The organism is Tateyamaria sp. syn59, from assembly GCF_007995245.1.
Lineage (GTDB): Bacteria > Pseudomonadota > Alphaproteobacteria > Rhodobacterales > Rhodobacteraceae > Tateyamaria.
On the sequence record NZ_VCBA01000002.1, the window covers coordinates 200,337 to 225,750 of the forward strand.

Here is a 25,414-nt window from a genome sequence, read left to right on the forward strand (position 1 = left end):
GTGCTCAAACGCGCGCTTGTCGCGGATCGCCGGTGGGGATAGTCAACACTCATGACCCAAATCGACGATACCCGCGCCAAGCGCAATGTGGCCGTCCTCGTGGCGGCGCAGGCGTTTCTGGGCAGCCAGATTACCATGATGTTCGTGGTCGCGGGCCTTGCCGGGCAACAGCTGACGCCCTTTGCCTGCCTGGCCACATTGCCCATCTCGCTGATTGTGTTCGGGTCTATGACAACGGCGCCATGGCTATCGAATGTCATGCAGCGCTTTGGCCGCCGAACAGGCTTCATCGTGGGTGCATTTGGCGGGCTGATCGGGGCTGCCATCGGCGTCTGGGCGTTGAGCGTGGGCAGCTTCTGGCTGTTCCTCGTCGGCAGCTACATGACGGGCATCTACATGTCGGCGCAAGGCTTTTACCGCTTTGCCGCGGCTGACGCCGCATCAGACGCCTTTCGGCCCAAAGCGATTTCGTATGTCATGGCCGGTGGTCTTTTGTCTGCCATTATCGGGCCGCAGGTCGTGGGCTATGTGACGGCGGACGCAGCCGACGCCACAGTCGCCCGCTATATCCCGATTTACTGGGTTGCGATGGCGTTCAATCTGATGGGCATGGCGCTGTTTATGTTTCTCGACAGCCCCAAACCGCCACCCCCAACGGCCACAGACGGACCGGGCCGGTCGCGCAAGGAACTGCTGCGCGACCCACGCATTTCCGTGGCGGTGATTTGCGCCGCGGTGTCCTATGCCCTGATGAACCTGGTGATGACCTCGACCCCGCTGGCAGTCGTCGGCTGCGGATTCACCGAGCCGGACGCGGCAAATGTTGTGACGGTCCATGTGCTTGCCATGTTCGCACCGTCCTTTTTTACCGGTCACCTGATCGCCCGGTTTGGCGTTGAGCGGATCATGGGCTTGGGCCTTGCCATTCTGGGCGCGGCCGGCGTCGTGGCGCTGCAGGGCGTGGACATCGAAAACTTCTACTGGGCGCTGTTCCTGCTGGGCCTCGGCTGGAACTTCGGCTTTATCGGCGCGACCACGATGCTGGCTGGCGCACATAGCGCGCAGGAGCGCGGTCGGATGCAGGGGATGAACGACCTGATTGTCTTTGGCGGTGTGACCGTCGCCTCTCTGGCGTCGGGTGGTCTAATGAACTGCGCAGGCGGGGACCCGGTTGAGGGTTGGGCTGCGGTCAACATCGCGATGGTCCCGTTCCTCGTCCTGGCGGGAGGGTCTTTGATCTGGCTGGTCATGCGGCAGCGGGCTGTCACCGCCTAGGCGGATCAAGGTCCGCCTTACAGCGTTGGAAACCCCGTCAGTGCGGCCACGCTCAATCTCCATGCCGTAAGTGGCGCGGGCACCGCACCCTTGGCCACTATCGCCGGTGTGCGCACAATCTGTCCAAGGCAGTACGCGGACCCAAGCGCGGGCCAAAGGGCAACACGCGCACGGGCTGGCAAACGCGGCTTCGTGAGGCGCGTCCTGATGCGCCCTGCCAGCGCCCCGACCCCGTCAGAGGTCCCATCCAGCAATGGAATACGACCCGCTTCCTCAAGCCTGGGCACAGCCCGTAGGAAAGCGACCAATGCACCGGCCGCGGCAACCGAGCGCACGGCATCCTCCTGATCTGGCGGCGCACCCAATGCCTCTGCCGCTGTCCACATCAGATGCCCGGCGGTCTGATCGAGATACCGATCAAAATGCGCCTCATCCTCAAACGGGTCGCGATACACGTCCCAGCGGCGCGCTGCGACGGCCTCGTCCAACCGGCGTGCCGCAGCGGGCGACAGGCGCGCGGCCAAGGGCGTCGTTACTTCATGTTTGCGCACATCCCGGCCCTCGGCCATCTCTTCCAATGCATCCCGCCACCACTGCAAGCGCATCTCGGCGATCATCGCCTCTTGCGTGACCCAGGGTGCGCGCGACACCTCCACATTCAGCGCATAGAGCGGGAACAGTATGTCGCGGGCCGCGACCGGAGCCGCCATCACGGTTCGAAACCTGTCCGGGTCGCCTTGCTCAACAATCCGGGCGCACGGCAAAATGTCATCAGCGAGGTTCACGCGGGCACCGTAAGCAGAGGGCCATACCCGTCAGCTTGCCTGATCATGCGACGCCATCCTGCACCAACTTCCAGCGGATCGCATCGAGCAACGCGGAAAAGGACGCATCCACGATATTCGCGCTGACGCCGACCGTCGACCAGCGGCGGCCCTGCCCGTCCTCGCTGTCGATGATGACGCGGGTCACGGCCTCGGTCCCGCCTTGCGTAATGCGGACCTTGAAGTCGACCAGGCGGATGTCCTCGACATAGGTCTGGTAGCGCCCCAGGTCCTTGGCCAGCGCCTTGGCCAGCGCGTTCACCGGGCCACGGTCAGTGCCTGCCTCGTCCATGGACTCGCTCACCGACAGCATCTTTTCCCCGTCGACCTTGACCACCACGACCGCCTCGGACAGTGACACCATCTGGTCCCGCTTGTTCTTGCGCCGCTCGATGGTCACGCGATAGCGCTTGACCTCAAAAAACTCGGGCAGCAGCCCCAGCTCGTCCCGCGCCAGCAGTTCAAAGGACGCCTGCGCCGTGTCGTAGGAATACCCCTCCGCCTCGCGCGCCTTGATCCGGTCCAGAATACGGGCCAGAGCCGGGTCCTTCGGCGGGACCTCCAACCCCATCTCGGCCAGGCGCTTGCGCAGGTTCGACTGCCCGGCCTGGTTCGACATCGGAATGATGCGAGCGTTGCCGACCGTGGCCGGGTCCACATGCTCGTAGGTCGTCGGATCCTTCAGGATGGCGGAGGCGTGCAGCCCTGCTTTGTGGGCGAAAGCCGACGCACCCACAAAGGCGGCCTGTTTCTGTGGGACGCGGTTCAGGATGTCGTCGAGCATCCGGCTTGTCCGCGTCAGCCCTGCCAGCGCCTCTTGCGACACGCCCGTTTCGAACTGGCTGGCATAGGGTTCCTTGAGCAGCAGGATGGGGATCAGGGCCGTCAGGTTCGCGTTTCCGCAGCGCTCGCCCAAGCCATTGAGCGTGCCCTGGATCTGCCGCGCGCCTGCGTCGATGGCGGCCAGAGACCCGGCAACGGCGTTTTCGGTGTCGTTGTGGGTGTGGATGCCCAGCCGGTCGCCTTGGATGCCTGATGCGATCACGGCCTTGGTGATCTCGTGGATTTCATGGGGCAGCGTGCCCCCGTTTGTGTCGCAGAGGGCGATCCAGCGCGCGCCTGCGTCATGGGCGGCGTGGATCGCTTCGAGGGCGTAGTCGGGGTTGCTTTTGTAGCCGTCAAAAAAGTGTTCGGCATCAAAGATCGCCTCGCGCCCCTGGGCCGCGAGGTGGGCAAAGGTTTGGGAGATGTTGGCGGTGTTTTCGGCCAGAGAGATTCCGAGCGCCTTTTCGACGTGAAAATCATGGGTCTTACCGACCAGGCAGACGGCCCTGGTGCCCGCATTCAGGACCGCCGCCAGAACATCGTCATTTTCGGCGCTGATGCCCGCCCGCTTGGTCATGCCAAAGGCGGTGAAGGTGGCGCGGGTTTTGGGGGCGTCCTCGAAAAAGGCGCTGTCGGTGGGATTGGCACCGGGCCAGCCGCCCTCGATATAGTCGATTCCGAGGGTATCGAGGGCCTGGGCGATCTGGTGCTTTTCGGGGGTCGAGAATTGGACCCCCTGGGTTTGCTGGCCGTCCCGCAGAGTGGTGTCAAAAAGATAGAGGCATTCGCGGGTCATGTCTTGTCCCTTGCTGGGACGCCTGTGCAGCGAGACGATTTCAATGGGTTACAGAGGCGCTTTAACCTGTTGGTAAGGTTTGGGCTCATTTCAGCGCCTCCAGTTTTGCGGCATCGAAGTCGGTGCCGGGCACCAGTTCGACACCCTCTTTGCTCATGCGGACTTCGACACCGGCGTCGATCAGCGCGGACTTCATCGCATCAACAGGGCCGAAGTCTTTTGACTTCATTGCGGCAAGGCGACGGTTTGTCAGAGCGACAGCAAACTCATGAAGCAATGCGTCTTCAACCTCGCTTTGCATTGCCCAGCCGCCCATTTTGGCATTTTGATCCAGCAACCCGAGTAACTTCGCCGACGCTACAAACGCATTTTCCAGATGTGGATTTTCAGAACGTTTGGAAGCTGCAATTGTACTCGCCATCTCATGCAGTCGCGCCAAAGCAGCGGGCGTATTCAGATCATTCATGAGAGCGTTCAGAAACTCCGGATCGGGATCGGCATCTTGCGGTTCCAAGACGAGGTTCCGCCACTTGCGTAAGGTCGCGTCGGCCTCCGCCCGCTTCTTCTCCGTCCAGTCCATCGGCTTGCGGTAATGCGTGGACAGCATCACGAAGCGGATCACCTCGCCCGGCACGCCCTGATCCAGCAGGTCGCGCACGGTGAAGAAATTGCCCAGGGACTTGGACATCTTCTTCCCCTCGACCTGCAGCATCTCGTTGTGCATCCAGATGTTGGCGAAGTCGTGGCCGCAGCATTTTGATTGCGCGATTTCGTTCTCGTGGTGGGGAAACTGCAAATCGTTGCCGCCGCCATGGATGTCGAATTGCGCCCCAAGAAGGTCATAGGCCATGGCGGAGCATTCGATGTGCCAGCCGGGGCGCCCCCGGCCCCATGGGCTGTCCCAGCCCGGCAGATCGTCGTCGGAGGGTTTCCAAAGGACGAAATCCATCGGATCCTCCTTGTAGGGCGCGACCTCGACCCGCGCACCGGCGATCATGTCGTCCACAGAGCGGCCCGATAACTTGCCGTAGTCGTCATAGTTGCGCACGCGGAACAGCACGTGGCCGTTGCGCGCATAGGCAAAGTCGCGGTCGATCAGATCCGAGATCATGTTCACCATCTGGGTGATGAAGGCTGTCGCACGCGGCGCATGGGTGGGGCGCAGGGCGCCCAGACTGTCCATGTCGGCGTGATACCAGTCGATGGTTTCATCCGACCGCTCGGCCACCAACTCCTCAAGCGTGCCGGGCGCGCCTGCCTCTTTCCGAGCCAGTGCTGTCGCGTTGATCTTGTCATCCACATCCGTGAAGTTCCGCACGTAAGTCACTGCATTTTCGCCATAAACATGGCGCAGCAGGCGAAAGAGCGTGTCGAAGACCAGCACAGGGCGCGCATTGCCCAGATGGGCGCGGTCATAGACCGTGGGGCCGCAGACATACATCCGAACGTTGCTGGGATCGAGGGGCGCGAGCACCTCTTTCCGGCGTGTCGCGGTGTTGTGGAGCTGGATGTTCATGTCGAAGCCTCAGATATGCAGGTCGCGGGCGCGGGTTGGGCGCGGGCCTAGCAATTCTGAGATGTCATGGAAACAAAGAACCGGCCCGCTGAAGAAATCAGCAGATGATGCAGCAGGGAATGCAAATCGTTCCGGTCATGGGCTGTGGGTAGCGCGGGGGGCTGTGGGCGGTCAACCCTTTTCGTCAGGGTGTACCGTCTACGAAACGCCGTGGCGCGGAGGCGCGAACGCACCCGCCCGGACAGGCGGGTACGCTGCTATATATGTGCGGTTCTAGTGGGCGATCATCTTGGCCACCAACTCGTCACCGCTGAGGCCCGAGGCGTAGTAAGTCGGCCAGTTGGTCACATCCTCCAGCAGCGCGGCGCGGTCCTCGCCCCAGTAGAGGTGGTAGTGATCCACCTGGGTCGGCACCATTTCATGGTCGCTGAACTGGATAAACTGCGGGGCCGCGTCATCGCCGCCCGCCTTTTCAAAGATGAAGCGGATGCCCTGGTGGCCGGACTCGTAGGTCAGGATTTCGTAGCCGTCAGCCTCGTACTGCCCCCGCGTCGGCTCACCGTTGCGGAAGAAGGTCACGTCCTCGCCGTCGATCACGATCCGCTCGACATCGGTTTTGTAGCCGATCTCGTAATAGGCGCGGTATTCCTCGGCGGTCTGGTCGCCGTGGTCTGCCTTGTGCTCCATGACCGCATCCAGGGTGCCATCCATCAGATACGGATAGACGGACTGCCAGTCCCCTGCCCAGTCGGACAGGTCGCGCGCGCGCACGTCGGCTTCGTCGATCAGGTATAGCTCTTCGGCTTGTTCATCGTGACTGTGATCGTGCGAATGGTCGGTGTCCGTCGTTGTCTGGGCCATGGCCTGGGACGAAAGCGCAAACAGCGCGCTGACCGCGAGCATTCCTGCTGTTTTGGAGAATGTGTGTTGCATGGGACGCTTCCTGCTTCTGTCAATTTGAATGTAGTATGTTATATCATAACGCAACACGTATGGGGATCCGGTAGCGTTGGCAAGACGTGTTGTCATGCCCTCGTCAAATCTGCGCTGGACCGCTCATGACAGGGATGCGCGTGTGGCTGGTAAAGCGGGGTTTTGGTGGATGCGACCGGCTGAAGACGGTGGTTTCGCAGCGTGAGATCGCTAGAGTTGCGGCCATGACCCTCGATGACGCGAACCGCATTTGTGCCGCCCTGCCCGGCGCCTGGTATCATTCCAATGCCGATGGCGGGCTGGAGGCGTGGAAGGTGGCCGACAAGATGTTTGCCTGTTACGGCCACGCGCTGGACGGCATTTCGATCAAGACCGCCGACCCCGAAAGCGCGCAGTTCTTGATCGAGATTGGTGCGGCAGAAAAAGCGAAGTATTTTCACCGTTCCTGGGTGCGCATCCCGTTCGATCATCCGGGTGTGGAAGCCCTGGTTGACCGCATCCACACCTCCTATGGCATGATCCGCAAGAGCCTGCCCAAGAAGGCGCAAGCAGAACTCGCGGCCTGGCAGGACGGCACCTAGGTCTTCTTCTGACTGGAAATACGACGGAGGCCGGGGCGGCGCCCCGGTCCATCGTGTTGACATCCCTCACCCCCTCTGTCCCCTTGGCGCCACCACCTGCCAAGGAGCGCGCGCATGACCCTGTCCCAACGGATGCAAACCCTGACCGGCGGCGGATCGGATGGCTGGGATGTGTTCATCAAAGCACGCAAGATGATTGCCGCGGGCACACCCGTGACTGAACTCACCATTGGCGAGCATGACATCCGCACCGCCGCCCCCATCCTGCAGGACATGCACCGCAGTGCCATGGGCGGGCACACGGGCTATGCCATGGTGCCCGGCACCGATGCGCTGCGCGACATGGTGGCCGAACGCACCACCGCGCGTACCGGCGTGCACACCACACGTGACAATGTGCTGATCACCCCTGGCGGGCAGGCTGCACTCTTTGCCGCGCACGCCGCGGCTTGTGATCCGGGCGATACGGCGCTTTACCTGGACCCATACTATGCCACCTATCCCGGTACGATCAGGGGCGTGTCCGCCGTGCCGCAGGCGATCATCACACGGGCCGAGGATGCGTTTCAGCCCCGCGCCGCCGATATCGACGCTCGCGCATCTGGTGCGCGCAGCCTGCTGATCAACTCGCCCAACAACCCCACGGGCACAGTCTATTCCCGCGCCACACTGGAGGGCATCGCGCAGGTCTGCATGGATCACGATCTATGGCTAATCTCGGACGAGGTGTACGACACCCAGGTGTGGGAAGGCGCGCATCTGTCGCCCCGCGCCCTACCTGACATGGCCGCCCTCACGCTCGTGGTAGGGTCCATGTCGAAAAGCCATGCCATGACTGGATCGCGATGCGGTTGGATCGTCGGGCCGGAAGAGGTCATCGGCCACCTGATCACATTTGCAACCCATACGACCTACGGCGTGCCCGGCTTTATCCAGGACGCATCCGTCTTTGCCTTGGGTCAGGGCCCCGCATTCGAGGCGGAGGTTGCCGCACCGTTCCTGCGCCGCCGGGCAATCGCGCAGCGGGTGCTCGGGTCGCGGAACACTATCGGGATGATCCCCGCGCAAGGGGCAATGTACTTGATGCTGGACATCCGGGCTACGGGATTGACCGGCGATGACTTCGCCAATGCGCTCCTCGACCATCACCACATCGCAGTGATGCCAGGCGAGAGCTTTGGACAAGCTGCCGCCGGGCATGTCCGCGTCGCGATGACCATCGACGACGCGGCTTTTGAACAAGCACTGCGGACGCTCGCGGACTTTGCCGAAGCGCGCGCGCGCGCCGCTTAGAACCGGATCGAACCGCGCACGGTCAGTGTTGTTGCATCTGCTTCGACGCCGGTCCCACCAATGTCGTCAAAGTTGTGATCCAGAAGTTCGGCACCCACGGTGTAGCGGTCGTTGATCTGGTAGGCGACACCGATGCCATAGAACTCACCGGTCTCGCTGCCCAGCGATGTATCAAGATCGGCAACACCTGCGGTAAAGTACCCAAGCGTGCGCCCGAAGTCATACCCGGCCTGAAGTTTCAGGCGGGCCACGCTGTCCACCTCGGCGGCACCGTTCAGGTCGATATCGGCGAAGTCATAGTCGAGTTCACCGCCCAGCACGAAGGTACCAAAGTCATAGCGGTAACCCAGATGCGCACCGTAGAGGAAATCGTCCCCATCGGCGGCGCCCGTTGCGTCCACATCGCCATAGCCCAGTTGCACACCGGCGTAGCCGCCGGTCCAGTCACCACCAAACGACTGCACAGGTGCGGGCGGCAGCGGGGCCGGTGCCGCAGGCTCTGGCGCGGGAGGCTCAAGGCTGCCTGCCAGGGCGGGGCTGGCCAGCGCTGCGGCCAGGCCAATCGCAAGAATGCGCGTCTTCATAAGTCTGCTCCTTTTGTGTCTTCAAGGCACGGTTTACGCACCTCCCGAAGTACAAGTGGCAACATCAGCCTGTTGTTCCAGACCCGGTCGATCACAGTCGCGTGCTTGCGCAGCAGACCGCTCAAACCCACGAAAGGAGGCAGCGGCAAGCCGCGTGCGCCTGTCGCAAACAGACAAGACAAGCGGCAATTTGCACAGAAAAGTGTGAGCGAACGACAGACTGAAACATTCGCGGATCGGGGGGAAACGCGCAGCGTGCAGGGTGCCTTCAGCAAGATCAGACTGGTGACACGCACCATTGGGGCCGAGCGCGGACGCGCGGCGCGCGGGCGTCCAGGGGCGGTCCACGACATGCCTCTTCCCACGCCACACTGATCTGCGGACCCAATGACATGAATGACCAAACCCCTTCCCGCTCCGGCGGGCGCGCGGCACGACGTGCAGCCCGTGCTGCCGCCCTGCCCGACCACCTGCGCCCCATCCGCCCCGGCCTGACCGGTGGGCGATACAACCCAATGACCGAGGCAGAGGTGGCTCGGATCCACAGCGCAGCCCTCGACGCGCTTGAAACCATTGGCCTCGCAGACGCACCGCCTTCGGGCGTGGCTTACCTGACCGGGGCGGGTGCCATAGAGGGCGCGGATGGACGTATCCGGTTCCCGCGCGCGCTGGTCGAAGACACGTTGGCACAGGCAAACCGCGCCATCACCCTGTGCAGCCGCGACGGCAAACATGACCTCGAACTCAGCGGCGCCCGTGTGCATTACGGCACTGCAGGCGCCGCAGTGCATCTCGTTGATGTCGACGGACGCAGCTACCGCGAAAGCACCGTGCAGGACCTGCATGACGCCGCCCGTATCTGCGACGTGCTTGACAACATCCATTTCTGCCAACGCCCCATGGTCTGCCGCGACATCCCCGACATGGTCGAAAGCGAGTATAACGCGGTCTACGCCTGCACTGCAGGCACAACCAAGCATATCGGGATGAGCTTTTCGGAGCCGCAATGCGTCACGCCAGCGGTAGAGATGCTGCACATGATTGTAGGCGGCGAAGCGGCCTGGCGGGCGCGCCCATTCATGTCAAACTCCAATTGTTTCGTCGTGCCGCCGATGAAATTCGCCTCCGAATCCTGTCAGGTGATGGAGGCGTGCATCAACGCTGGCCTGCCGGTCCTGCTTTTGTCGGCGGGCATGTCGGGGGCCACGGCGCCTTCGACCATCGCAGGCGCCATCGTTCAGGCGGTGGCCGAATGCCTCGCGGGGCTCGTCTATGTCAACGCCGTCCAACCGGGCGCGCCCGCAATCTTCGGCACCTGGCCCTTCGGCCTCGATCTGCGCACGGGGGCCATGTCCATCGGATCGGGCGAACAGGCGCTGTTGACGGCGGGCTGCGCGCAGATGCACCGGTTCTACGACCTGCCGGGCGGTGCCGCGGCGGGGGCATCGGACAGCAAATTGCCGGACATGCAGGCAGGCTGGGAACAGATGTGTTCCAATGTCATGGCAGGACTCTCGGGGCTGAACATGGTCTACGAGGCCGCTGGCATGCATGCCTCTCTTCTGGGCTTCTGCCACGAGAGCCTGATCCTGGGCGACGACATCATCGGCCAGGCCCTGCGCTGCACCCGCGGGATCGAGGTGACGGATGAAACCCTTGCGCTGGATCAGATCGCACAGGTCTGCATGGGCGGCCCGGGCCACTATCTGGGCACGGAACAAACCCTGTCGCGGATGCAGTCTGATTGCGTCTACCCCACCTTTGGTGACCGCACTTCACCTAAGGAATGGGCCGAACAGGACAAACCTGATCTTGTCGCCAAGGCCACCGCGCGCAAGGAGCAAATCCTCGCCTCACGCCCCGCCGCCGCGTTCGATCCGGCACTGGATGCAGAGATCCGCGCCAAATTCGCAATCCACCTGCCACCGATGTGACTGCTGACAAGGGGGGGCGGGGCGCCCGCCGCCGCCCCTTCCCTGTTTTAGAAAAATCCTCCCCGAAGGGCCGACTGGCCAAGCAGCCCAACATCAACGCGAAAAAGCACAAACGCACACAAAAAAAGGGGCCCGGCCCCTGGGGGGAGACCGGACCCCACACTCCCACCTTTTTACCGCGCGGACGTTACAACACGCAGCAAAAGCCGGGTGTTCGGATCAGCTTTCGGTGGGCGGCATCAGGCCCGCTTCCTGGGCGGCGTCCACTTCGTCCTCGTCGAGGACACCGTCGGCATTCAAATCCATCGCAGAGAAACCGTCCGATGTGACTTCGGGAAAGCTCGCTTGCACCTCGTCAATGGTCAGCACGCCGTCTGCATCAGTATCGAGATCGGGGGAGATCTCGGCCAGGGCAAACGTGGGAAGGCTCAGCGCTGCGACACAGGTCAGGAAAGCAATCGTCTTCATTTTGAACTCCTGCTCAGTTGAAGTATTGAGCGGCGCGTCCGGGCGCCTTCATACAGATTGAGCGTGTTCTGCCGCTTTGCATCCCCTGCTTGGGCTGCAGGTGCGGATCGCGCGACCGGCTGCCGATCCGGGCCGCGGGGATGGGCGGCGGGCTGCCCAAAAAGGGTGGTGCCGGGCAGTCGGCGAAAACCCCCGGGGTGGTCAAGCGATCCCGCAGCGCCCAGCCTATGTCGCATGACACAGCGCCCGACCGCTCCCCGCCGCCTTGTGCCGCTGATCCCCGTGCTGACACGTCGGGCGCGCAGGTTGTCCCGCACCCGGGCCGAAGCCGAAGATCTGGTGCAAGACACCCTGCTGAGCCTGTGCCAGCGGCTGCGCGACGGCACCCAGATCGACGATCTGTCAGCTTATGCAATGCGGACCCTGTCGAACCGCGCGCGCCGAAACTGGCGGACGCAGGCCACGGATGAATTGGAGGAAGACCACGCCCTCACCGAACCCGATGCGCTGTTGCGCCTTGACTGCGCGGACACGCTCGCGGCGATTGAACGGCTGCCAAAACCGCAGCGCCAGTTGATGGATCTGGTGGTGTCGGGCGAGACCTCACCCCGCGCACTGTCGGATGCAACCGGTCTGCCATTGGGCACGGTCATGTCGCGGCTGGCCCGCGCACGGGCAAAGCTGCGGTTGGACTTGGCGGACGACACCTAGACGTAGCGCCCGTGTCAGGGTCGGTGGGTGGGCGAATTTGCACCGCAAAGAGAGCGCACGCCGCACCACCGCGACGAAAAAAGGGGGACCGAAAGGCCCCCCTGATAGTTTCGCCGTACAGGCTCAATATGTTAACCGCCCGGTACTTTTCTGCCTGCGGCCTGCACGTCGTCGGGGGCGAGCGCACCCGCCCCGTGTGTCAGAGACAGATCTCTCTGCCTCCTCAAAAGGTGGGAGGAGCAAACGTCCGCCCCACCCGTCTCGTCGGGAGCCGGCCCGGCGTGCCAACCCGGCCCCCTCGCACCCCTTCTCCGGGATGCGTAACTCGGTTAGCTACACCCGGACGTCGCGCCGCAGGTGTTGCACTTCATGCAGGTGCCATTGCGCACCAGCGTGTAGTTGCCGCATTCGCCACAGGCTTCGCCTTCGTAGCCCTGCATCTTGGCCTTGGTCCGTGCGTCCATGGTCACTGCCGCGGCCGATACAGTCGTCGTCGATACGGCCGCTGCGCCACCACCTGCTGCCACTTCGGGCACGAGGGTCTGCAGGGCCACTTCGGCGTCCATGGACGTCGTTTCGGCCATGCCGCCCTGCAAAACCACCAGGTCCTGGGGCAGGCGCTTGCGGAGGTAGCCGGTCGAGCTGATCTGCTTCAGCACTTCCAGTGACTTCGAGGCTGCGGTCTCGGACAGTTCGGAGACGTTGGACACGCCCTCTTCCTCGCCCCGACCGATGGTGTCGAAAGTCGCCCCTTCGGGTTTCACATGCGCAAGGTCCGTGCGATCGAGATAGGACACAGCCAGTTCGCGGAACACGTAGTCCAGGATCGAGGTCGCGTTCTTGATGCTGTCATTGCCCTGCACCATGCCCGCCGGTTCGAACTTGGTGAAGGTGAAGGCATCCACGAACTCCTCAAGCGGCACACCGTATTGCAGGCCTACGGAGACGGCGATGGCGAAGTTGTTCATCATCGCACGGAAACCCGCGCCTTCCTTGTGCATGTCGATGAAGATCTCACCGAGGTTGCCGTCCTCATACTCGCCTGTCCGCAGGTACACCTTGTGGCCGCCCACGATGGCTTTCTGGGTGTAGCCCTTGCGACGCTGAGGCATCTTCTCGCGGTGGCTGCGGACGATTTCCTTGACCACGATCTTCTCGACGATCTTTTCGGCCAGCACGGCGGCCTTTTCAGCGGGTGCACCGCTTTCCAGAACCTCCTGTGCGTCCTCGTCGTCCTCGACCAGCGCTGCGGCCAGAGGCTGCGAGAGTTTCGAGCCGTCACGGTAGAGCGCGTTCGCCTTCACCCCCAGCGACCACGACAACTCGTAAGCGCGTTGGCAGTCCTCGATGGTTGCATCGTTGGGCATGTTGATCGTTTTCGAGATCGCACCAGAGATGAAGGACTGTGCCGCGGCCATCATCGTGATGTGGCTGTCAACGCTCAGGAAACGCTTGCCTTTCTTGCCGCACGGGTTGGCGCAGTCGAAGATGTGGTAGTGCTCTTCCTTCAGGTGCGGCGCGCCTTCCAGCGTCATCGTTCCGCAGACGTGGTCGTTCGCGGCGTCGATGTCGGCCTTGGCGTAGCCGAGATGCTTCAGCAGGTCGAAGGTCGGGTCGTTCAGCTTGGCCGCCGGGATGCCCAGCACGCCGGTGCAGAACTCTTCGCCCAGTGTCCACTGGTTGAAGACGAAGCGGATGTCGAAAGCGCTTTCCAGCGCGGCGTCCACTTTCGCCAGCTCATTGGCGCCAAAGCCGTGGCCCGCCAGCGTGGTGTGGTTGATCGCCGGTGCGTTGCCGATGGAGCCGTGGCCCACCGCGTAGCTGACGATCTCTTCGATATGGGCCGAGCCGTAGCCGAGGTTTTCGAGGGCGGCTGGCACCGAGCGGTTGATGATCTTGAAGTAGCCGCCACCGGCCAGCTTCTTGAACTTCACAAGGGCGAAGTCCGGCTCGATCCCTGTGGTGTCGCAGTCCATCACCAAACCGATGGTGCCCGTAGGTGCGATCACGGTGGATTGCGCGTTGCGGTAGCCGTTGGCCTCGCCCAGCTTCAGCGCCTCGTCCCATGTGGACATGGCAACGTCGATCAGGCGAGGATCGGGGCAGTTGGCGTGGTCGAGCGCGACAGGTTTCACCGCCAGCTTTTCATACCCTTCGGTGGCGCCATAAGCCGCGTTGCGGTGGTTGCGCATCACACGAAGCATGTGGTCGGCGTTTTTCTTGTAGCCGGGGAACGGCCCCAACTCACCCGCCATTTCGGCGCTTGTGGCGTAGGACACGCCCGTCATGATCGCGGTCAGCGCACCGCAAAGCGCGCGGCCCTCGTCACTGTCATAGCCGTGGCCCATGTTCATCAGCAGACCGCCGATGTTTGCATAGCCGAGGCCCAGTGTACGGAAGTCGTAGGAGCGTTGGGCGATTTCCTTGGACGGGAACTGCGCCATCATCACCGAGATTTCCAGCGTGACGGTCCAGAGACGGGCCGCGTGCATGTAATCCTCGACCTGGAACTGGCCGTCCTTGAGGAAGGTCAGCAGGTTCATCGACGCCAGGTTACAGGCCGTGTCGTCGAGGAACATATATTCGGAGCATGGGTTGGAGCCGCGGATTGCGCCATCTTCGGGGCATGTGTGCCAGTCGTTCACGGTGTCGTGGTACTGGATGCCCGGGTCGGCGCAGGCCCATGCGGCGTGGCCCACCTGCTCCCACAGATCGCGCGCCTTGACCGTCTTGGTTACGGTGCCGTCAACGCGGGAGATCAGTTCCCAATCAGCGTCTTTTTCAACAGCCGTCAGAAAGGCGTTGGTCACGCGGATCGAGTTGTTCGAGTTCTGACCGGAGACCGAGCTATACGCTTCGGAGTCCCAGTCGGTGTCGTAGGTCGGGAACTCGATGCTGGTGTGACCCTGGCGGGCGTAATCCAAAACACGCTTGATGTAGGTTTCGGGGATCGCAACCTGCTTGGCTGCTTTCACTGCCGCCTTCAACGCATTGTTTTTGTTGGGATCGTAGGCGTCCGCTTCGGCGCCGTCCCATGTGCCGATGGCTTCAAAGATGCCGTTCAGCTTTTCCTCGTGCATCTTGGAGCCTGCGACGATGGACGCCACTTTCTGCTCTTCGATGACCTTCCAGTTGATGAAGTCTTCGATATCCGGGTGATCTGCATCAACGATCACCATCTTGGCCGCGCGGCGGGTGGTGCCGCCCGACTTGATGGCGCCCGCTGCGCGGTCACCGATTTTGAGGAAGCCCATCAGGCCCGACGACTTGCCTCCGCCTGACAGCTTCTCGCCCTCGCCGCGCAAGCTGGAGAAGTTGGTTCCGGTGCCGGAGCCGTATTTGAACAGGCGCGCCTCGCGCACCCAGAGGTCCATGATGCCGCCGTCGTTCACCAGGTCATCTTCGACCGACTGGATGAAGCAGGCGTGGGGCTGCGGGTGTTCGTAGGAGGATTTGGATTTGGTCAGCTTGCCGGTCTTGTAGTCGACATAGTGGTGCCCTTGGGCCGGGCCGTCGATGCCGTAGGCCCAGTGCAAACCGGTGTTGAACCATTGCGGGCTGTTGGGTGCCGCGCGTTGGGTCGCCAGCATGTGACGCATTTCGTCGTAGTATGCGCGTGCGTCTTCTTCAGTCGAGAAGTAGCCACCCTTCCAGCCCCAGTACGCCCATGCGCCTGCGAGGCGGTCAAAGACCTGCTTGGACGACGTTTCGCCACCCATTTCCGCGCCTTTGGCGGCTTCGGAGCGCCACAGGAACTCGGGCACGTCTGCTTCTTCGACCTTTTGCAGCTTGGAGGGCACGCCCGCCTTGCGGAAGTATTTCTGCGCGATGACGTCGCTTGCGACTTGGCTCCAGGTGCCCGGCACTTCCACTTCGTCCAAACGGAACACCACGGTGCCGTCAGGATTGCGGATTTCGGACGCGGTGGTCACGAAATCTAGGTCCGCGTAGGCGTCCTGACCGGCTTTGGTGAACTGTCTTTCAATTTTCATCGCGCTGCCTCATTCCCAGCTGGTGTTCCATGACGGGTGCCTGACGTTGCAGGTCCCCAACTTCGTTATGCCGACACGGTGGCAAAACACTCCCGCACGGACCCGAATATCGGGTTCGCTTTCAGCATGTGGCGCGGTTGAGTCTGTCCCTCGTGCCCGGCGATGCGCCCCTAGTGTTAACCACTAAATGTTGTGGTGCATCGCCCGGCCCGCACAAGGTGACGTATCTGCAGGGGGCACGTCAACGACATTTTAAAAGTTTTTTGACATCTTTTTTCTTGACCCGAGCCGCATGCGGGATAGCCGACACGGCCAGCCGATTCACTTCGTTAACGCCACACAGCACGCAAGAAAAACCATCCCAAGGCGCGGACCAGAAAATCACCTGTATCGGTGCGGTTTAGGCCAATCTGTGGATGCTTCACCTTAAGTTATCCACAGGTTAACACCCGCAACGTTAGAAACGTTTTGCCGCGCTGCGGAAAATGTGGTGATGTCTGATTGTCCCTGACATGAGGCCTGAAATGCGACCGATCATAGCCTGCTTTGCCGTCGCACTCAGCGCCTGCGCACCACAATATGTAGAAACTGTGGTGACAGATGAACAAGACCTGCCCGTGAGGCGAGCCACCTTTGCTGCGAATCCGTCACCGTTAGACGATGCGTTCCGATCCTCTTGCAACGCACCGGGCGACGAATTGCGCAATGTATCCCGGTCCGTTGTTCAGTGCCGGATCCTGCCGCCGCCGGACGTAGCCGCGTTCTTACTGCTGAGATATGATGGCGCGTTGGAGGCGCCGACGCTGGTTGTGCAAAAGGAAACGGACCGTGACGACGAGGCCTATGTCGTCGAGCTGTCCTATTTTGCAGAGGTGGTGCAAAAATCCGGCAATCCGCGGCGCATCTATATCAGGCAGCGGGCACTGGATCAGTTGATGGATCAGCTGCTGATCGCCACAGGCGGGGTTGCCGACAGTTAGGAAACTGGTCGGAGCGAGAGGATTCGAACCTCCGACCCCCTGTACCCAAAACAGGTGCGCTACCAGGCTGCGCCACGCTCCGACCGTGGCGCTGTCTTAGACGGCGCGTTTCGAATTGAAAAGCCCAAAGCGCACGATCAGCACGGCCACACTGCGTTATTCTGGTCAAAGCTGGGGTGACGCAGCTGCGCACCCTCTCCTATCCCCAGCATCCGCGACAGCCCGCCGTTGATTTCAAGCACATGCGTCAGGCCCTCACCGCCGAAGATCGGCGTTTCATCCAGCGGGATCGCCTCGTGGTGGATATGGATGACGGTGCCTGTCGGGTCGACAAAAAGCATATCAAGCGGAATCAATGTATTCCGCATCCAGAAGGACAACGCGCGAGGGCGCGGGTAGATGAACAGCATCCCCTCGCCCGATGGCATGGAGGGGCGATTCATCAAACCAATAGCGCGGCTACGCTGCGTATCGGCAAGCTCGACCGTGAATCGAGCCTCGCCGAACTCACCGCGAAGCCAGACCGTATTTTCAGAACACTGCGCGACAACACCTTGAACGCTGAGCACAAATGCCAGCCATGCAAGAGCAGCGCGCAGCGCGCGCATCCTATGCCTCTTCCTTGGGCAGAGCCGCTTCCCAGGCGAGGACTTCGGCTGCCATATGGCCGCGTTTGCCCTCGATCACCCGCAGCGCCAGCGCTTCGCCCGGTTGCAGATCCGACAGGCCGGATCGGCGCAGCACCTCGACATGCAGGAAAACGTCTTCGCTGCTGCCGAACACATTGGCAAAGCCAAAACCCTTTCCCTTATCAAACCACTTCACGCGCCCGGGCTGAAGCGGCGCATCAGCGACGGCGGTCGCATCCATGTGCGCCAGATCGGTCAGGGACGACGATTCCGTATGGGTTGGCGGCGTGATGGATAGCACCTCGACCGCTTGCACGCCCCGTTCGGTGTGCTGGATCCGCACATCCACATTGGCTCCATCCGCAACCGAGGATTGTCCGAAATTGCGCAGCACGTTTACATGCAACAGGATGTCCGGACCGCCAGAACTCGCCACGATGAAGCCGAATCCCTTGACGGGATCGAACCACTTCACCGTTCCAGTGACCATGTCCGTATCTGATGAGTGTTCTGACACGACTTGTCTTTCTTTAAGTGCTTTTTGCCGCCCCCAAGACTTGCGCCATTTCGACAGCCAAATTCAAGTACGAAATATTGATTAATTTTCAGCATCTTACATTTCACGTGACGTGAAATTCAAGGGTTTAGACGTGTGATTGACCAATCCGAGGCGGCATTTTCACGCCTCCAGCGGAACCGATCATGCAGCCGGAAGGCACCGTCGGCCCAAAACTCGATCTCGACCGGTGTGATCCGGTAGCCGCCCCAGAATGGTGGGCGGGCCGGATTTGTCCCCTCGCGCGCCGTCACCTTGGCCACTTTGGCCATCAGGCTGGCGCGGCTGTCGAGGGGTGCGCTCTGGTCCGAGGCCCAAGCGCCAAGCCGGGATTTCAGCGACCGCGACGCATAGTAGGCGTCGGCTTGCGGCCCCTCTTCCTTTTCGACCAGCCCGCGGACACGCACCTGCCTCCGCAGTGATTTCCAGTGCAGCAAAAACGCCGCCTTGCCTGCCTGGTCCAGTTCCGCCGCTTTGGCGCTGGTATAATTTGTATAGAAAACGAAGGCGTTGTCCTCGACCTCTTTCAGCAGGACCATGCGGGCATTGGGCAGACCATCGGCATCCACCGTACTCAGGGCGATGGCATTGTAATCGTTCAACTCAGCCGCTTCCGCCTCCGCCATCCAAGCGCGTACGATATCAAACGGGTTGTCCCCTGCAAACTTACCATCCCGATCTGCCATACTAGTCCCCTTTTTCGATCTATACCAAACAGCTAGCGGTCGCCGGATCAAGGGGCAACCGCGCGTGCCTCTCTTGATGCGTCTGTGGCAATGGCCTAAAGCTGGCCGCCAGACGACACGGCCGAAAGTGGGGTACGGGATGGGCAGTGACATGGCGAACGGTCTGATGACGGGCAAGCGGGGTCTGATCATGGGCCTTGCCAATGACAAATCCATCGCCTGGGGCATTGCGCGCACCCTGCGCGAGGCTGGCGCGGAACTTGCCTTTTCCTACCAGGGCGACGCTTTGAAAAAGCGGGTTGATCCGCTGGCCGCCCAGCTTGGCAGTGATATTGTGTTGCCCTGTGATGTTGGCGATGAGGCGTCCATCGACGCCCTGTTCAACAGCTTGAAAGAGCGGTGGGACGGGTTGGATTTTATTGTCCATGCCATTGGGTTTTCCGACAAGAACGAGTTGCGGGGCCGTTATGTTGACACGACACGCGGCAACTTTGCCCTGACCATGGATATTTCGGTCTATTCCTTTACCGCCGTGATGCAGCGCGCCGAGAAGATGATGAGCGAAGGCGCGAGTGCGCTGACCCTCACCTACTACGGCGCCGAGCAGGTCATGCCGCATTACAACGTCATGGGTGTGGCGAAGGCCGCCCTTGAGGCGTCGGTCAAGTATCTGGCCGAGGATCTGGGCAAGGACGGCATTCGCGTCAACGCCATCAGCGCGGGCCCGATCAAGACACTGGCCGCCTCGGGCATAGGCGATTTCCGCTACATCATGAAGTGGAACGAGTACAACTCACCCCTGCGCCGCAACGTGACCATCAACGATGTGGGCAAGTCGGCGCTGTATCTTCTGAGCGATCTGGGTTCGGGCACCACCGGTGAGAACCTGCATGTGGATGCGGGCTACCATGTGGTGGGTATGAAAGCGGTGGACGCGCCCGACATCTCGAAAGGCTGATCGATGTCGCTGACCGTTGCAGAGCTGATCGCCTTCAACACCGTATTGCTTGCGGCCCTTGTGTCGCCGGGGGCTGCGATGCTGTTCATCACCCGTGCAACGGTGACCGGAGGACGCGGTGCAGGCATTGCGACGGGCATCGGTCTTGGCACGGCTGCCGCGATGTGGACGCTCGCGGCACTTTTGGGCCTGGAAGCGGTCTTTACCCTTTTTCCATGGACCTACACAGCGCTGAAGATCGGTGGCGCGCTCTACCTGATCTGGATCGCTATTCAGACATGGCGCCATGCCCGTGATCCAATGGGCGAAGCGCCCATCGCGCGGGGACGTGCCATTCTGTCAGGGATGCTTCTGAACTTCGGCAATCCCAAATCCATGCTCTTTGCCGCTGCCGTGATCGTGGTGGTCTTTCCCAAGGGGCTGGCCCCCGCCGACATCGCGGTCATCGTGCTGAACCACTGGGCGCTCGAACTCATCTTCTATACTTGCCTGTCGCTTGCGCTCAGCACACCGCATGTGCGGCGCGGTTATGTCAGCCTGAAACCCATATTTGACCGCATCGCGGCCACCCTGCTGGGCGCACTTGGCCTGCGCCTGATCCTGGAGAAGTAACCATGGCAGACCGCCTCCCCCACGAAAAAGGCTTTCACATCAGCTGGGACCAGATCCACCGCGACAGCCGTGCGCTGGCCTGGCGCCTGGATGGTCAGGGACCGGACAACGGAGCCTGGCGTGCCGTGGTGGCCATCACCCGTGGCGGCATGGCCCCGGCCATGATCGTCAGTCGAGAGTTAGACATCCGCACCGTCGACACGATCAGTGTGAAGTCCTACCACCACCAAAGCCAGGGCGAAGTCGAGGTGCTCAAAGCGCCCGATGCGGACCTGATGGGCGACGGCACCGGCATCCTGATCATCGACGATCTGGTGGATTCTGGCCGCACGCTCGAAGTCGTCCGCGACCTCTACCCCAAGGCCCACTTTGCCACCGTCTATGCCAAGCCAAAGGGCGAGCCGATGGTGGACACGTTCATCACCGGTGTCAGCCAAGACACATGGATCTTCTTCCCCTGGGACATGGCCCTGCAATATGTTGAGCCGTATCGCGGCAAGGACTGACCCGGCGCGGCACGGTCCACCCTTCCCTGTTTCCAAAAAATCCCCGCCGGAGGCTCCGGCGTTTTCAAAGTGAGCGATCCGATGACCATGACGCGCACCGCATCAACCTTTGCCCCGCCGGTGATGGAGGCGCGGCGCTGGATTGATGGTGTCACCTTTCCGCCTGATCGCCCGCTGATCAACGTCAGCCAGGCGGCACCGGTCGATCCCCCGCCCGATGCGTTGCGCCAGGCGATGGCCGACGCCGCGCTGACCCGCGATGACGCGCATCTCTATGGCCCGGTTCTGGGGATGCCCGCGCTGCGCGCCGGTCTGTCAGAGCAGATCAACCGGCACTATGACGCTATGACCGCGGCTGAAAACGTCGCCGTCACCTCGGGCTGCAACCAGGCTTTTGCCGCTGCCATCGCGACACTATGCGATGAAGGGAACGAGTTGATCCTGCCCACGCCGTGGTACTTCAATCACAAGATGTGGCTGGATATGGCCGGTGTGACCTCGGTCCCGCTGCCCGTTGGGGCCGGGATGCTGCCGGATGTGACAGTGGCCAAGGCCCTGATCACCCACAAGACGCGGGCCATCGCGCTTGTGACGCCCAACAACCCCGCCGGGGTCGAATATCCGGACGCTCTGGTTCTGGCGTTCTATGAATTGGCGAAGTCGCATGGCATCGCGTTGATCGTCGATGAAACCTATCGCGATTTTGACAGCCGCAACGGGCCGCCCCACGCGCTGTTTCAACAGGACGGGTGGGATCAGACATTCGTCCACCTGTACTCCTTTTCCAAGGCGTATCGGCTGACCGGCCACCGTGTGGGTGCGCTGGTGACATCGCCAGCCCGGCTGGCGGAGGCGGAGAAATTTCTGGACACCGTTGCGATTTGTCCGGGCCAGATCGGCCAATATGCCGCCCTTTGGGGGTTGGAAAACCTCGGCCAGTGGGTCGCGGGCGAGCGCGACGAAATTCTGGCGCGCAGACAGGCCATTACCGATGGCTTCCCGGTGCTGGCCGACAGGGGATGGCAGTTGATGGGACTGGGCGCGTATTTCGCCTATATGCGGCATCCGTTTGACATCTCCTCGGCCGACCTTGCGCCGCGCCTTGTCACAGAGGCTGGTATCCTGTGCCTGCCGGGCACCATGTTCTGGCCGGACGGCGCTGCTGAAGGTCGGGCGCAACTGCGCATCGCCTTTGCCAATCTTGATGCCGATGGCATTGCTGCCCTTTACACAAGGCTGTCAGCGCTGACGCTCTGACCTCAACCGGCCTTGCCCGTATCTGGCGGGGCCGTTAGACATCTCCAAACGCAACAAAACCCGCAAGAAGGCGCACATGGCTCAGGGCAAGACTTCCATCTCGAAAATCGCTGTCTGGATCCTTTTGGGCCTGCTGTTTGTGGGCCTGAGCCTGGGCTTTGGCCTTGATGGGCTCGGCGGCACGATCCGCACCGTGGGCAAGGTCGGCGACAAGCATATCGACGTGCAAACCTACGCCAACACGCTCCAGCGCGAGATGCAGGCGGTGGGACAACAGACGGGCACGCCGCTCACCTTCGCCCGCGCGCAGGCCATTGGCCTCGATCAGGCGGTGCTGTCACAACTGGTGCGCGCTCGTGCGCTGGATCACGAGGCGGGCGAGATGGGGCTGAGCGTGGGTGACGAGGTGATCCGCGACGAGATCCTGAACATTCCGGCTTTCCGCGGTCTTGACGGCACGTTCGACCGCGATGCCTACCGGTTTGCCCTCGACCAGCAGGGCACCAGCGAGGCCGAATTCGAAACAACGCTGCGCGAGGAAGTATCCCGCTCGATCCTCCAGGGCGCCATCGTAGCAGGCATGCAGATGCCCGACACCTATGCGCGGACGCTGGTGTCTTTCCTCGGCGAAACACGCGATTTCACATGGGTCCGCCTGGGCCAGGCCGATCTGGAAACCGATCTGCCTGACCCATCGGATGAGGTGCTGCGCGCTTACTACGAGGAAAACCTCGGCGACTACGAACTGCCCGAAACAAAACGCATCACCTATGCGGTGTTGCTGCCGGACATGATCCTCGACTCGATGGAGGTCGAGGAGGAGACATTGCGCGCCGAATACGATGCGCGGGCCGATCAATACAACCAGCCTGAACGCCGCCTGGTCGAGCGGCTTGTCTATCTCGATCCCGAGGCGGCTGACCGCGCCGCAGCACAGCTTGAGGTCGATGGCACCACGTTCGAGGCGCTGGTCGCAGAACGCGGGCTGGAGTTGGGTGATGTCGACATGGGCGATGTCACGCGGCTTGAACTGGATGCAGCAGGCGAAGCCGTGTTTGGCGCCGCTGTCGGCGATGTCGTTGGTCCGCTCCCTTCATCGCTAGGGCCCGCCCTTTTCCGCGTGAACGCCGTGCTGCCTGCACAAACCGTCAGCTTTGAAGAGGCCAGACCGCAATTGCAGCAAGAGCTGTCCATGGACGCCGCACGGCGTCAGATCGCGGTGTTGGCCGAAGAGTTCGACAACCTGCTGGCCGGTGGCGCGACGCTCGAGGAACTGGATGCCGAAACCGATATGCAACTGGGCACCATCGACTGGTACCCGGCCCTTGGCGAAGGGATTGCCGCCTATGACGGGTTCCGCGACGCGGCCGTGGAACTAACCCAGGATGACTTTCCCGAAATCGTGCAACTCGACGAAGGCGGCATCTTTGCCATGCGCATGGACGACTTGCTGCCGCCGCGTCCCGCGCCCTTTGAAGAGGCGAAGCTGAACGTACAGGGCAACTGGGAAGCCGAGCAGAGCGAAGCCCGCTTGACCGATAAAGCCGAAGCCCTCCTCCCTGCGCTTGAGGCAGGCGAAAGCTTCGCCAGCCAGTCCCTTGATTCGATTGTAGAAACCGAACTGGACCGCGGTGCTTTTGTGCAAGGGACGCCGCCCGAATTCATGACCTCCGTGTTCGAGATGGACCCGGGCGATGTACGCATCATTCCAGGATACGGCGCCGTACTTGTGGTGCGCCTCGATGCGATCAATCCCGCGGAAGATACCCCAGAGGTGCAGGCCGAAACCGAAGCCCTGAGCGCCGAGTTGGGCCAGATCATGGCGGGCGAGATTTTCAACATCTTCGGTGAAGATGTCGTTCTGCGCGCAGGCACCCAGATCAACCAGCAGGCGCTGGACGCCGTGCATGTGAACTTCCCCTGATGGCTCTCGTTCCGGACTATGACAGCTTTGCCGCCGCCTATGCGGCCGGCGAGAACCAGGTGGTCTATACCCGTCTGGCGGCGGATCTTGACACGCCCGTGTCCCTGATGCTGAAGCTGACGGGCGCGCAGAAGGACGCCTTCGTGCTTGAATCGGTCACCGGCGGCGAGGTGCGTGGACGCTATTCCATCATCGGGATGAAGCCCGACCTGATCTGGCGCTGCGATGGGGAGGCATCCTCGATCAACCGCATGGCTCGATATGATGCAGATGCGTTCGAACCAATCGCTGGCAATCCGCTTGACGCGCTTCGAGCGCTGATCGAGGAAAGCCGCATCGCCCTGCCCGACGATCTGCCGCAAGCCGCGGCCGGTCTGTTCGGATATCTGGGCTATGACATGATCCGGCTGGTGGAACGCCTTCCGGACGTGAATCCCGACCCGCTGGGCCTGCCCGATGCGCTGATGCTGCGCCCTTCGGTTGTGGCTGTTCTCGACGGGGTGAAGGGCGAAGTAACGGTCGTGTCCCCCGCATGGGTCAGCGAAGGCCAGTCCGCCCGCGCAGCCTATGCCCAGGCCGCCGAGCGCGTGATGGATGCCGTGCGCGATCTGGAACGCGCGATGCCGGTTGAGACCCGCGATCTGGGTGATGCGTCAGAGGTGGCGGAACCTGTGTCGAATTTCACCAAGGATGGCTACAAGGCTGCCGTTGAGAAAGCCCGTGAGTACATCAAGGCAGGCGACATCTTTCAAGTGGTGCCCGCCCAACGCTGGACGCAGGAGTTCCGCGAGCCGCCCTTTGCGCTGTATCGCAGCCTGCGCCGGACGAACCCGTCGCCCTTTATGTTCTATTTCAACTTCGGGGGCTTTCAGGTCGTGGGTGCGAGTCCTGAGATTCTGGTGCGCGTCTTCGGAAGCGAAGTGACCATCCGCCCCATTGCAGGCACCCGTCCCCGCGGGGACACGCCCGAAGCCGACCGCGCGCTAGAGGCCGATCTGCTGGCCGACAAGAAGGAACTGGCCGAGCACCTGATGCTTCTGGATCTGGGCCGCAACGATGTGGGCCGTGTGGCAAAGATCGGCACCGTCCGCCCTACGGAGGAATTCATCGTTGAGCGCTACAGCCACGTCATGCACATCGTGTCGAACGTCGTGGGTGAGTTGGCGGAGGGCAAGGATGCACTCGATGCGTTCTTTGCCGGGATGCCTGCGGGCACCGTGTCTGGCGCGCCCAAGGTCCGCGCGATGGAGATCATCGACGAGTTGGAGCCGGAAAAACGCGGCGTTTATGGCGGCGGTGTCGGCTATTTCAGCGCGGGCGGCGACATGGACATGTGCATCGCACTGCGCACGGCCGTGGTGCAGGATCAAAAGCTCTATATCCAGGCCGGTGGTGGCGTTGTCTATGACAGCGATCCGGAGGCCGAGTTCATGGAAACGGTGCACAAGTCGGGCGCGATCCGACGCGCAGCTGCGGATGCGGCGCGCTTTGGTGGCGGCAACCGGTAGCACTCTCTTGTGTCAGGTCCGGCTTATGGCAACCCGGCCCTTCGGGGAGGATTTTTTGAAACAGGG

22 protein-coding genes and 1 tRNA gene are annotated in these 25,414 nt (G+C 62.0%); 12 read left to right on the forward strand and 11 right to left on the reverse strand.

Annotated elements, in window-relative coordinates; all coding sequences use genetic code 11:
* Positions 1 to 51 precede the first annotated feature (51 nt).
* Positions 52 to 1,275 (forward strand): MFS transporter, encoded by a 1,224-nt coding sequence (locus FD715_RS04315; protein ID WP_147105762.1) that lies wholly within the window; start codon positions 52 to 54, stop codon positions 1,273 to 1,275.
* A gap of 17 nt (positions 1,276 to 1,292) precedes the next feature.
* On the opposite strand, the gene FD715_RS04320 is transcribed toward FD715_RS04315, so the two are convergent.
* The 4 genes from FD715_RS04320 to FD715_RS04335 all read right to left on the reverse strand — a co-directional run bounded on the left by FD715_RS04320 (position 1,293) and on the right by FD715_RS04335 (position 6,169).
* Complete coding sequence (locus tag FD715_RS04320; RefSeq protein WP_147105765.1) at positions 1,293 to 2,060, reverse strand: squalene/phytoene synthase family protein; 768 nt, start codon at positions 2,058 to 2,060, stop codon at positions 1,293 to 1,295.
* A gap of 43 nt (positions 2,061 to 2,103) precedes the next feature.
* On the reverse strand, positions 2,104 to 3,720 hold the full coding sequence (cimA, locus tag FD715_RS04325; RefSeq protein ID WP_147105768.1) for a citramalate synthase: 1,617 nt from the start codon (positions 3,718 to 3,720) through the stop codon (positions 2,104 to 2,106).
* 85 nt (positions 3,721 to 3,805) lie between these two features.
* A complete protein-coding gene (cysS, locus tag FD715_RS04330; RefSeq protein WP_147105771.1) occupies positions 3,806 to 5,236 on the reverse strand; it encodes a cysteine--tRNA ligase in 1,431 nt (476 codons plus the stop codon).
* Positions 5,237 to 5,509: 273 nt separating this feature from the next.
* Positions 5,510 to 6,169 (reverse strand): ZinT/AdcA family metal-binding protein, encoded by a 660-nt coding sequence (locus tag FD715_RS04335; RefSeq protein ID WP_147105774.1) that lies wholly within the window; start codon positions 6,167 to 6,169, stop codon positions 5,510 to 5,512.
* Positions 6,170 to 6,393: 224 nt separating this feature from the next.
* On the opposite strand from FD715_RS04335, the gene FD715_RS04340 reads away from it, so the two are divergent.
* Together FD715_RS04340 and FD715_RS04345 are read left to right on the forward strand one after the other, a co-directional pair.
* Complete coding sequence (locus tag FD715_RS04340; protein WP_147105777.1) at positions 6,394 to 6,750, forward strand: MmcQ/YjbR family DNA-binding protein; 357 nt, start codon at positions 6,394 to 6,396, stop codon at positions 6,748 to 6,750.
* A gap of 114 nt (positions 6,751 to 6,864) precedes the next feature.
* The gene (locus tag FD715_RS04345) at positions 6,865 to 8,043 is read left to right on the forward strand and encodes a pyridoxal phosphate-dependent aminotransferase (RefSeq protein ID WP_147105780.1); all 1,179 of its coding nucleotides are present in this window, start codon (positions 6,865 to 6,867) and stop codon (positions 8,041 to 8,043) included.
* On the opposite strand, the gene FD715_RS04350 is transcribed toward FD715_RS04345, so the two are convergent.
* Positions 8,040 to 8,627, reverse strand: coding sequence for an outer membrane protein (locus FD715_RS04350; RefSeq protein ID WP_147105783.1), 588 nt, complete (start codon positions 8,625 to 8,627; stop codon positions 8,040 to 8,042). The two genes, FD715_RS04345 and FD715_RS04350, sit on opposite strands and share 4 nt — an antisense overlap.
* 392 nt (positions 8,628 to 9,019) lie before the next feature.
* On the opposite strand from FD715_RS04350, the gene FD715_RS04355 reads away from it, so the two are divergent.
* Positions 9,020 to 10,561 carry a trimethylamine methyltransferase family protein gene (locus FD715_RS04355; protein WP_147105786.1) on the forward strand — a complete coding sequence of 514 codons (1,542 nt, stop codon included), beginning with the start codon at positions 9,020 to 9,022 and terminating at the stop codon, positions 10,559 to 10,561.
* A 219-nt stretch (positions 10,562 to 10,780) separates the two neighbouring features.
* On the opposite strand, the gene FD715_RS04360 is transcribed toward FD715_RS04355, so the two are convergent.
* Complete coding sequence (locus FD715_RS04360; RefSeq protein ID WP_147105789.1) at positions 10,781 to 11,029, reverse strand: hypothetical protein; 249 nt, start codon at positions 11,027 to 11,029, stop codon at positions 10,781 to 10,783.
* A 234-nt stretch (positions 11,030 to 11,263) separates the two neighbouring features.
* Between FD715_RS04360 and FD715_RS04365 the strand changes: the two genes are divergently transcribed.
* Positions 11,264 to 11,740, forward strand: coding sequence for an RNA polymerase sigma factor (locus FD715_RS04365; protein ID WP_147105792.1), 477 nt, complete (start codon positions 11,264 to 11,266; stop codon positions 11,738 to 11,740).
* Positions 11,741 to 12,069: 329 nt separating this feature from the next.
* Here the strand turns inward: FD715_RS04365 and FD715_RS04370 are convergent, their stop codons facing one another.
* Positions 12,070 to 15,732 (reverse strand): vitamin B12-dependent ribonucleotide reductase, encoded by a 3,663-nt coding sequence (locus FD715_RS04370; protein WP_147105795.1) that lies wholly within the window; start codon positions 15,730 to 15,732, stop codon positions 12,070 to 12,072.
* Positions 15,733 to 16,256: 524 nt separating this feature from the next.
* On the opposite strand from FD715_RS04370, the gene FD715_RS04375 reads away from it, so the two are divergent.
* The gene (locus FD715_RS04375; RefSeq protein ID WP_147105798.1) at positions 16,257 to 16,712 is read left to right on the forward strand and encodes a hypothetical protein; all 456 of its coding nucleotides are present in this window, start codon (positions 16,257 to 16,259) and stop codon (positions 16,710 to 16,712) included.
* 5 nt (positions 16,713 to 16,717) lie between these two features.
* Here the strand turns inward: FD715_RS04375 and FD715_RS04380 are convergent.
* The 4 genes from FD715_RS04380 to pdxH all read right to left on the reverse strand — a co-directional run bounded on the left by FD715_RS04380 (position 16,718) and on the right by pdxH (position 18,583).
* A tRNA-Pro gene (locus tag FD715_RS04380) sits at positions 16,718 to 16,794 on the reverse strand.
* A gap of 55 nt (positions 16,795 to 16,849) precedes the next feature.
* A complete protein-coding gene (locus tag FD715_RS04385) occupies positions 16,850 to 17,320 on the reverse strand; it encodes a DUF192 domain-containing protein (protein ID WP_147105800.1) in 471 nt (156 codons plus the stop codon).
* A gap of 1 nt (position 17,321) precedes the next feature.
* Entirely contained in the window at positions 17,322 to 17,831 is a 510-nt protein-coding gene (locus FD715_RS04390) for a cold-shock protein (protein WP_147106703.1), read from the reverse strand.
* Positions 17,832 to 17,977: 146 nt separating this feature from the next.
* Positions 17,978 to 18,583, reverse strand: a complete 606-nt coding sequence (pdxH, locus tag FD715_RS04395) for a pyridoxamine 5'-phosphate oxidase (RefSeq protein WP_147105803.1) — start codon at positions 18,581 to 18,583, stop codon at positions 17,978 to 17,980.
* Positions 18,584 to 18,734: 151 nt separating this feature from the next.
* Here pdxH and fabI point away from each other — a divergent pair, with 151 nt between their 5' ends.
* The 6 genes from fabI to trpE all read left to right on the forward strand — a co-directional run bounded on the left by fabI (position 18,735) and on the right by trpE (position 25,348).
* The gene (gene fabI / locus FD715_RS04400) at positions 18,735 to 19,541 is read left to right on the forward strand and encodes an enoyl-ACP reductase FabI (protein WP_147105806.1); all 807 of its coding nucleotides are present in this window, start codon (positions 18,735 to 18,737) and stop codon (positions 19,539 to 19,541) included.
* 3 nt (positions 19,542 to 19,544) lie between these two features.
* On the forward strand, positions 19,545 to 20,153 hold the full coding sequence (locus tag FD715_RS04405) for a LysE family translocator (protein ID WP_223274733.1): 609 nt from the start codon (positions 19,545 to 19,547) through the stop codon (positions 20,151 to 20,153).
* A 2-nt stretch (positions 20,154 to 20,155) separates the two neighbouring features.
* Positions 20,156 to 20,659 (forward strand): xanthine phosphoribosyltransferase, encoded by a 504-nt coding sequence (gene gpt / locus FD715_RS04410; RefSeq protein WP_039686492.1) that lies wholly within the window; start codon positions 20,156 to 20,158, stop codon positions 20,657 to 20,659.
* A gap of 81 nt (positions 20,660 to 20,740) precedes the next feature.
* Positions 20,741 to 21,916 (forward strand): aminotransferase, encoded by a 1,176-nt coding sequence (locus FD715_RS04415; protein WP_147105810.1) that lies wholly within the window; start codon positions 20,741 to 20,743, stop codon positions 21,914 to 21,916.
* A 76-nt stretch (positions 21,917 to 21,992) separates the two neighbouring features.
* Positions 21,993 to 23,840, forward strand: coding sequence for a peptidylprolyl isomerase (locus FD715_RS04420; RefSeq protein ID WP_147105813.1), 1,848 nt, complete (start codon positions 21,993 to 21,995; stop codon positions 23,838 to 23,840).
* Entirely contained in the window at positions 23,840 to 25,348 is a 1,509-nt protein-coding gene (gene trpE, locus FD715_RS04425; protein ID WP_147105816.1) for an anthranilate synthase component I, read from the forward strand. Before FD715_RS04420 ends, trpE begins: the two co-directional genes overlap by 1 nt.
* The last annotated feature ends 66 nt before the right edge of the window (positions 25,349 to 25,414 follow it).

Bases quoted from the DNA above. Each gene is read 5' to 3' on its own strand.
- FD715_RS04370 (WP_147105795.1), bottom strand. From the start codon at position 15,732: ATGAAAATTGAAAGACAGTTCACCAAAGCCGGTCAGGACGCCTACGCG.
- pdxH (WP_147105803.1), bottom strand. From the start codon at position 18,583: ATGGCAGATCGGGATGGTAAGTTTGCAGGGGACAACCCGTTTGATATC.
- FD715_RS04405 (WP_223274733.1), top strand. From the start codon at position 19,545: ATGTCGCTGACCGTTGCAGAGCTGATCGCCTTCAACACCGTATTGCTT.
- FD715_RS04340 (WP_147105777.1), top strand. From the start codon at position 6,394: ATGACCCTCGATGACGCGAACCGCATTTGTGCCGCCCTGCCCGGCGCC.
- FD715_RS04355 (WP_147105786.1), top strand. From the start codon at position 9,020: ATGAATGACCAAACCCCTTCCCGCTCCGGCGGGCGCGCGGCACGACGT.
- FD715_RS04360 (WP_147105789.1), bottom strand. From the start codon at position 11,029: ATGAAGACGATTGCTTTCCTGACCTGTGTCGCAGCGCTGAGCCTTCCC.
- FD715_RS04375 (WP_147105798.1), top strand. From the start codon at position 16,257: ATGCGACCGATCATAGCCTGCTTTGCCGTCGCACTCAGCGCCTGCGCA.
- FD715_RS04390 (WP_147106703.1), bottom strand. From the start codon at position 17,831: ATGGTCACTGGAACGGTGAAGTGGTTCGATCCCGTCAAGGGATTCGGC.
- trpE (WP_147105816.1), top strand. From the start codon at position 23,840: ATGGCTCTCGTTCCGGACTATGACAGCTTTGCCGCCGCCTATGCGGCC.
- fabI (WP_147105806.1), top strand. From the start codon at position 18,735: ATGGCGAACGGTCTGATGACGGGCAAGCGGGGTCTGATCATGGGCCTT.
- FD715_RS04385 (WP_147105800.1), bottom strand. From the start codon at position 17,320: ATGCGCGCGCTGCGCGCTGCTCTTGCATGGCTGGCATTTGTGCTCAGC.
- FD715_RS04315 (WP_147105762.1), top strand. From the start codon at position 52: ATGACCCAAATCGACGATACCCGCGCCAAGCGCAATGTGGCCGTCCTC.
- cysS (WP_147105771.1), bottom strand. From the start codon at position 5,236: ATGAACATCCAGCTCCACAACACCGCGACACGCCGGAAAGAGGTGCTC.
- FD715_RS04365 (WP_147105792.1), top strand. From the start codon at position 11,264: ATGACACAGCGCCCGACCGCTCCCCGCCGCCTTGTGCCGCTGATCCCC.
- FD715_RS04345 (WP_147105780.1), top strand. From the start codon at position 6,865: ATGACCCTGTCCCAACGGATGCAAACCCTGACCGGCGGCGGATCGGAT.
- FD715_RS04350 (WP_147105783.1), bottom strand. From the start codon at position 8,627: ATGAAGACGCGCATTCTTGCGATTGGCCTGGCCGCAGCGCTGGCCAGC.
- FD715_RS04420 (WP_147105813.1), top strand. From the start codon at position 21,993: ATGGCTCAGGGCAAGACTTCCATCTCGAAAATCGCTGTCTGGATCCTT.
- gpt (WP_039686492.1), top strand. From the start codon at position 20,156: ATGGCAGACCGCCTCCCCCACGAAAAAGGCTTTCACATCAGCTGGGAC.
- FD715_RS04335 (WP_147105774.1), bottom strand. From the start codon at position 6,169: ATGCAACACACATTCTCCAAAACAGCAGGAATGCTCGCGGTCAGCGCG.
- FD715_RS04415 (WP_147105810.1), top strand. From the start codon at position 20,741: ATGACCATGACGCGCACCGCATCAACCTTTGCCCCGCCGGTGATGGAG.
- cimA (WP_147105768.1), bottom strand. From the start codon at position 3,720: ATGACCCGCGAATGCCTCTATCTTTTTGACACCACTCTGCGGGACGGC.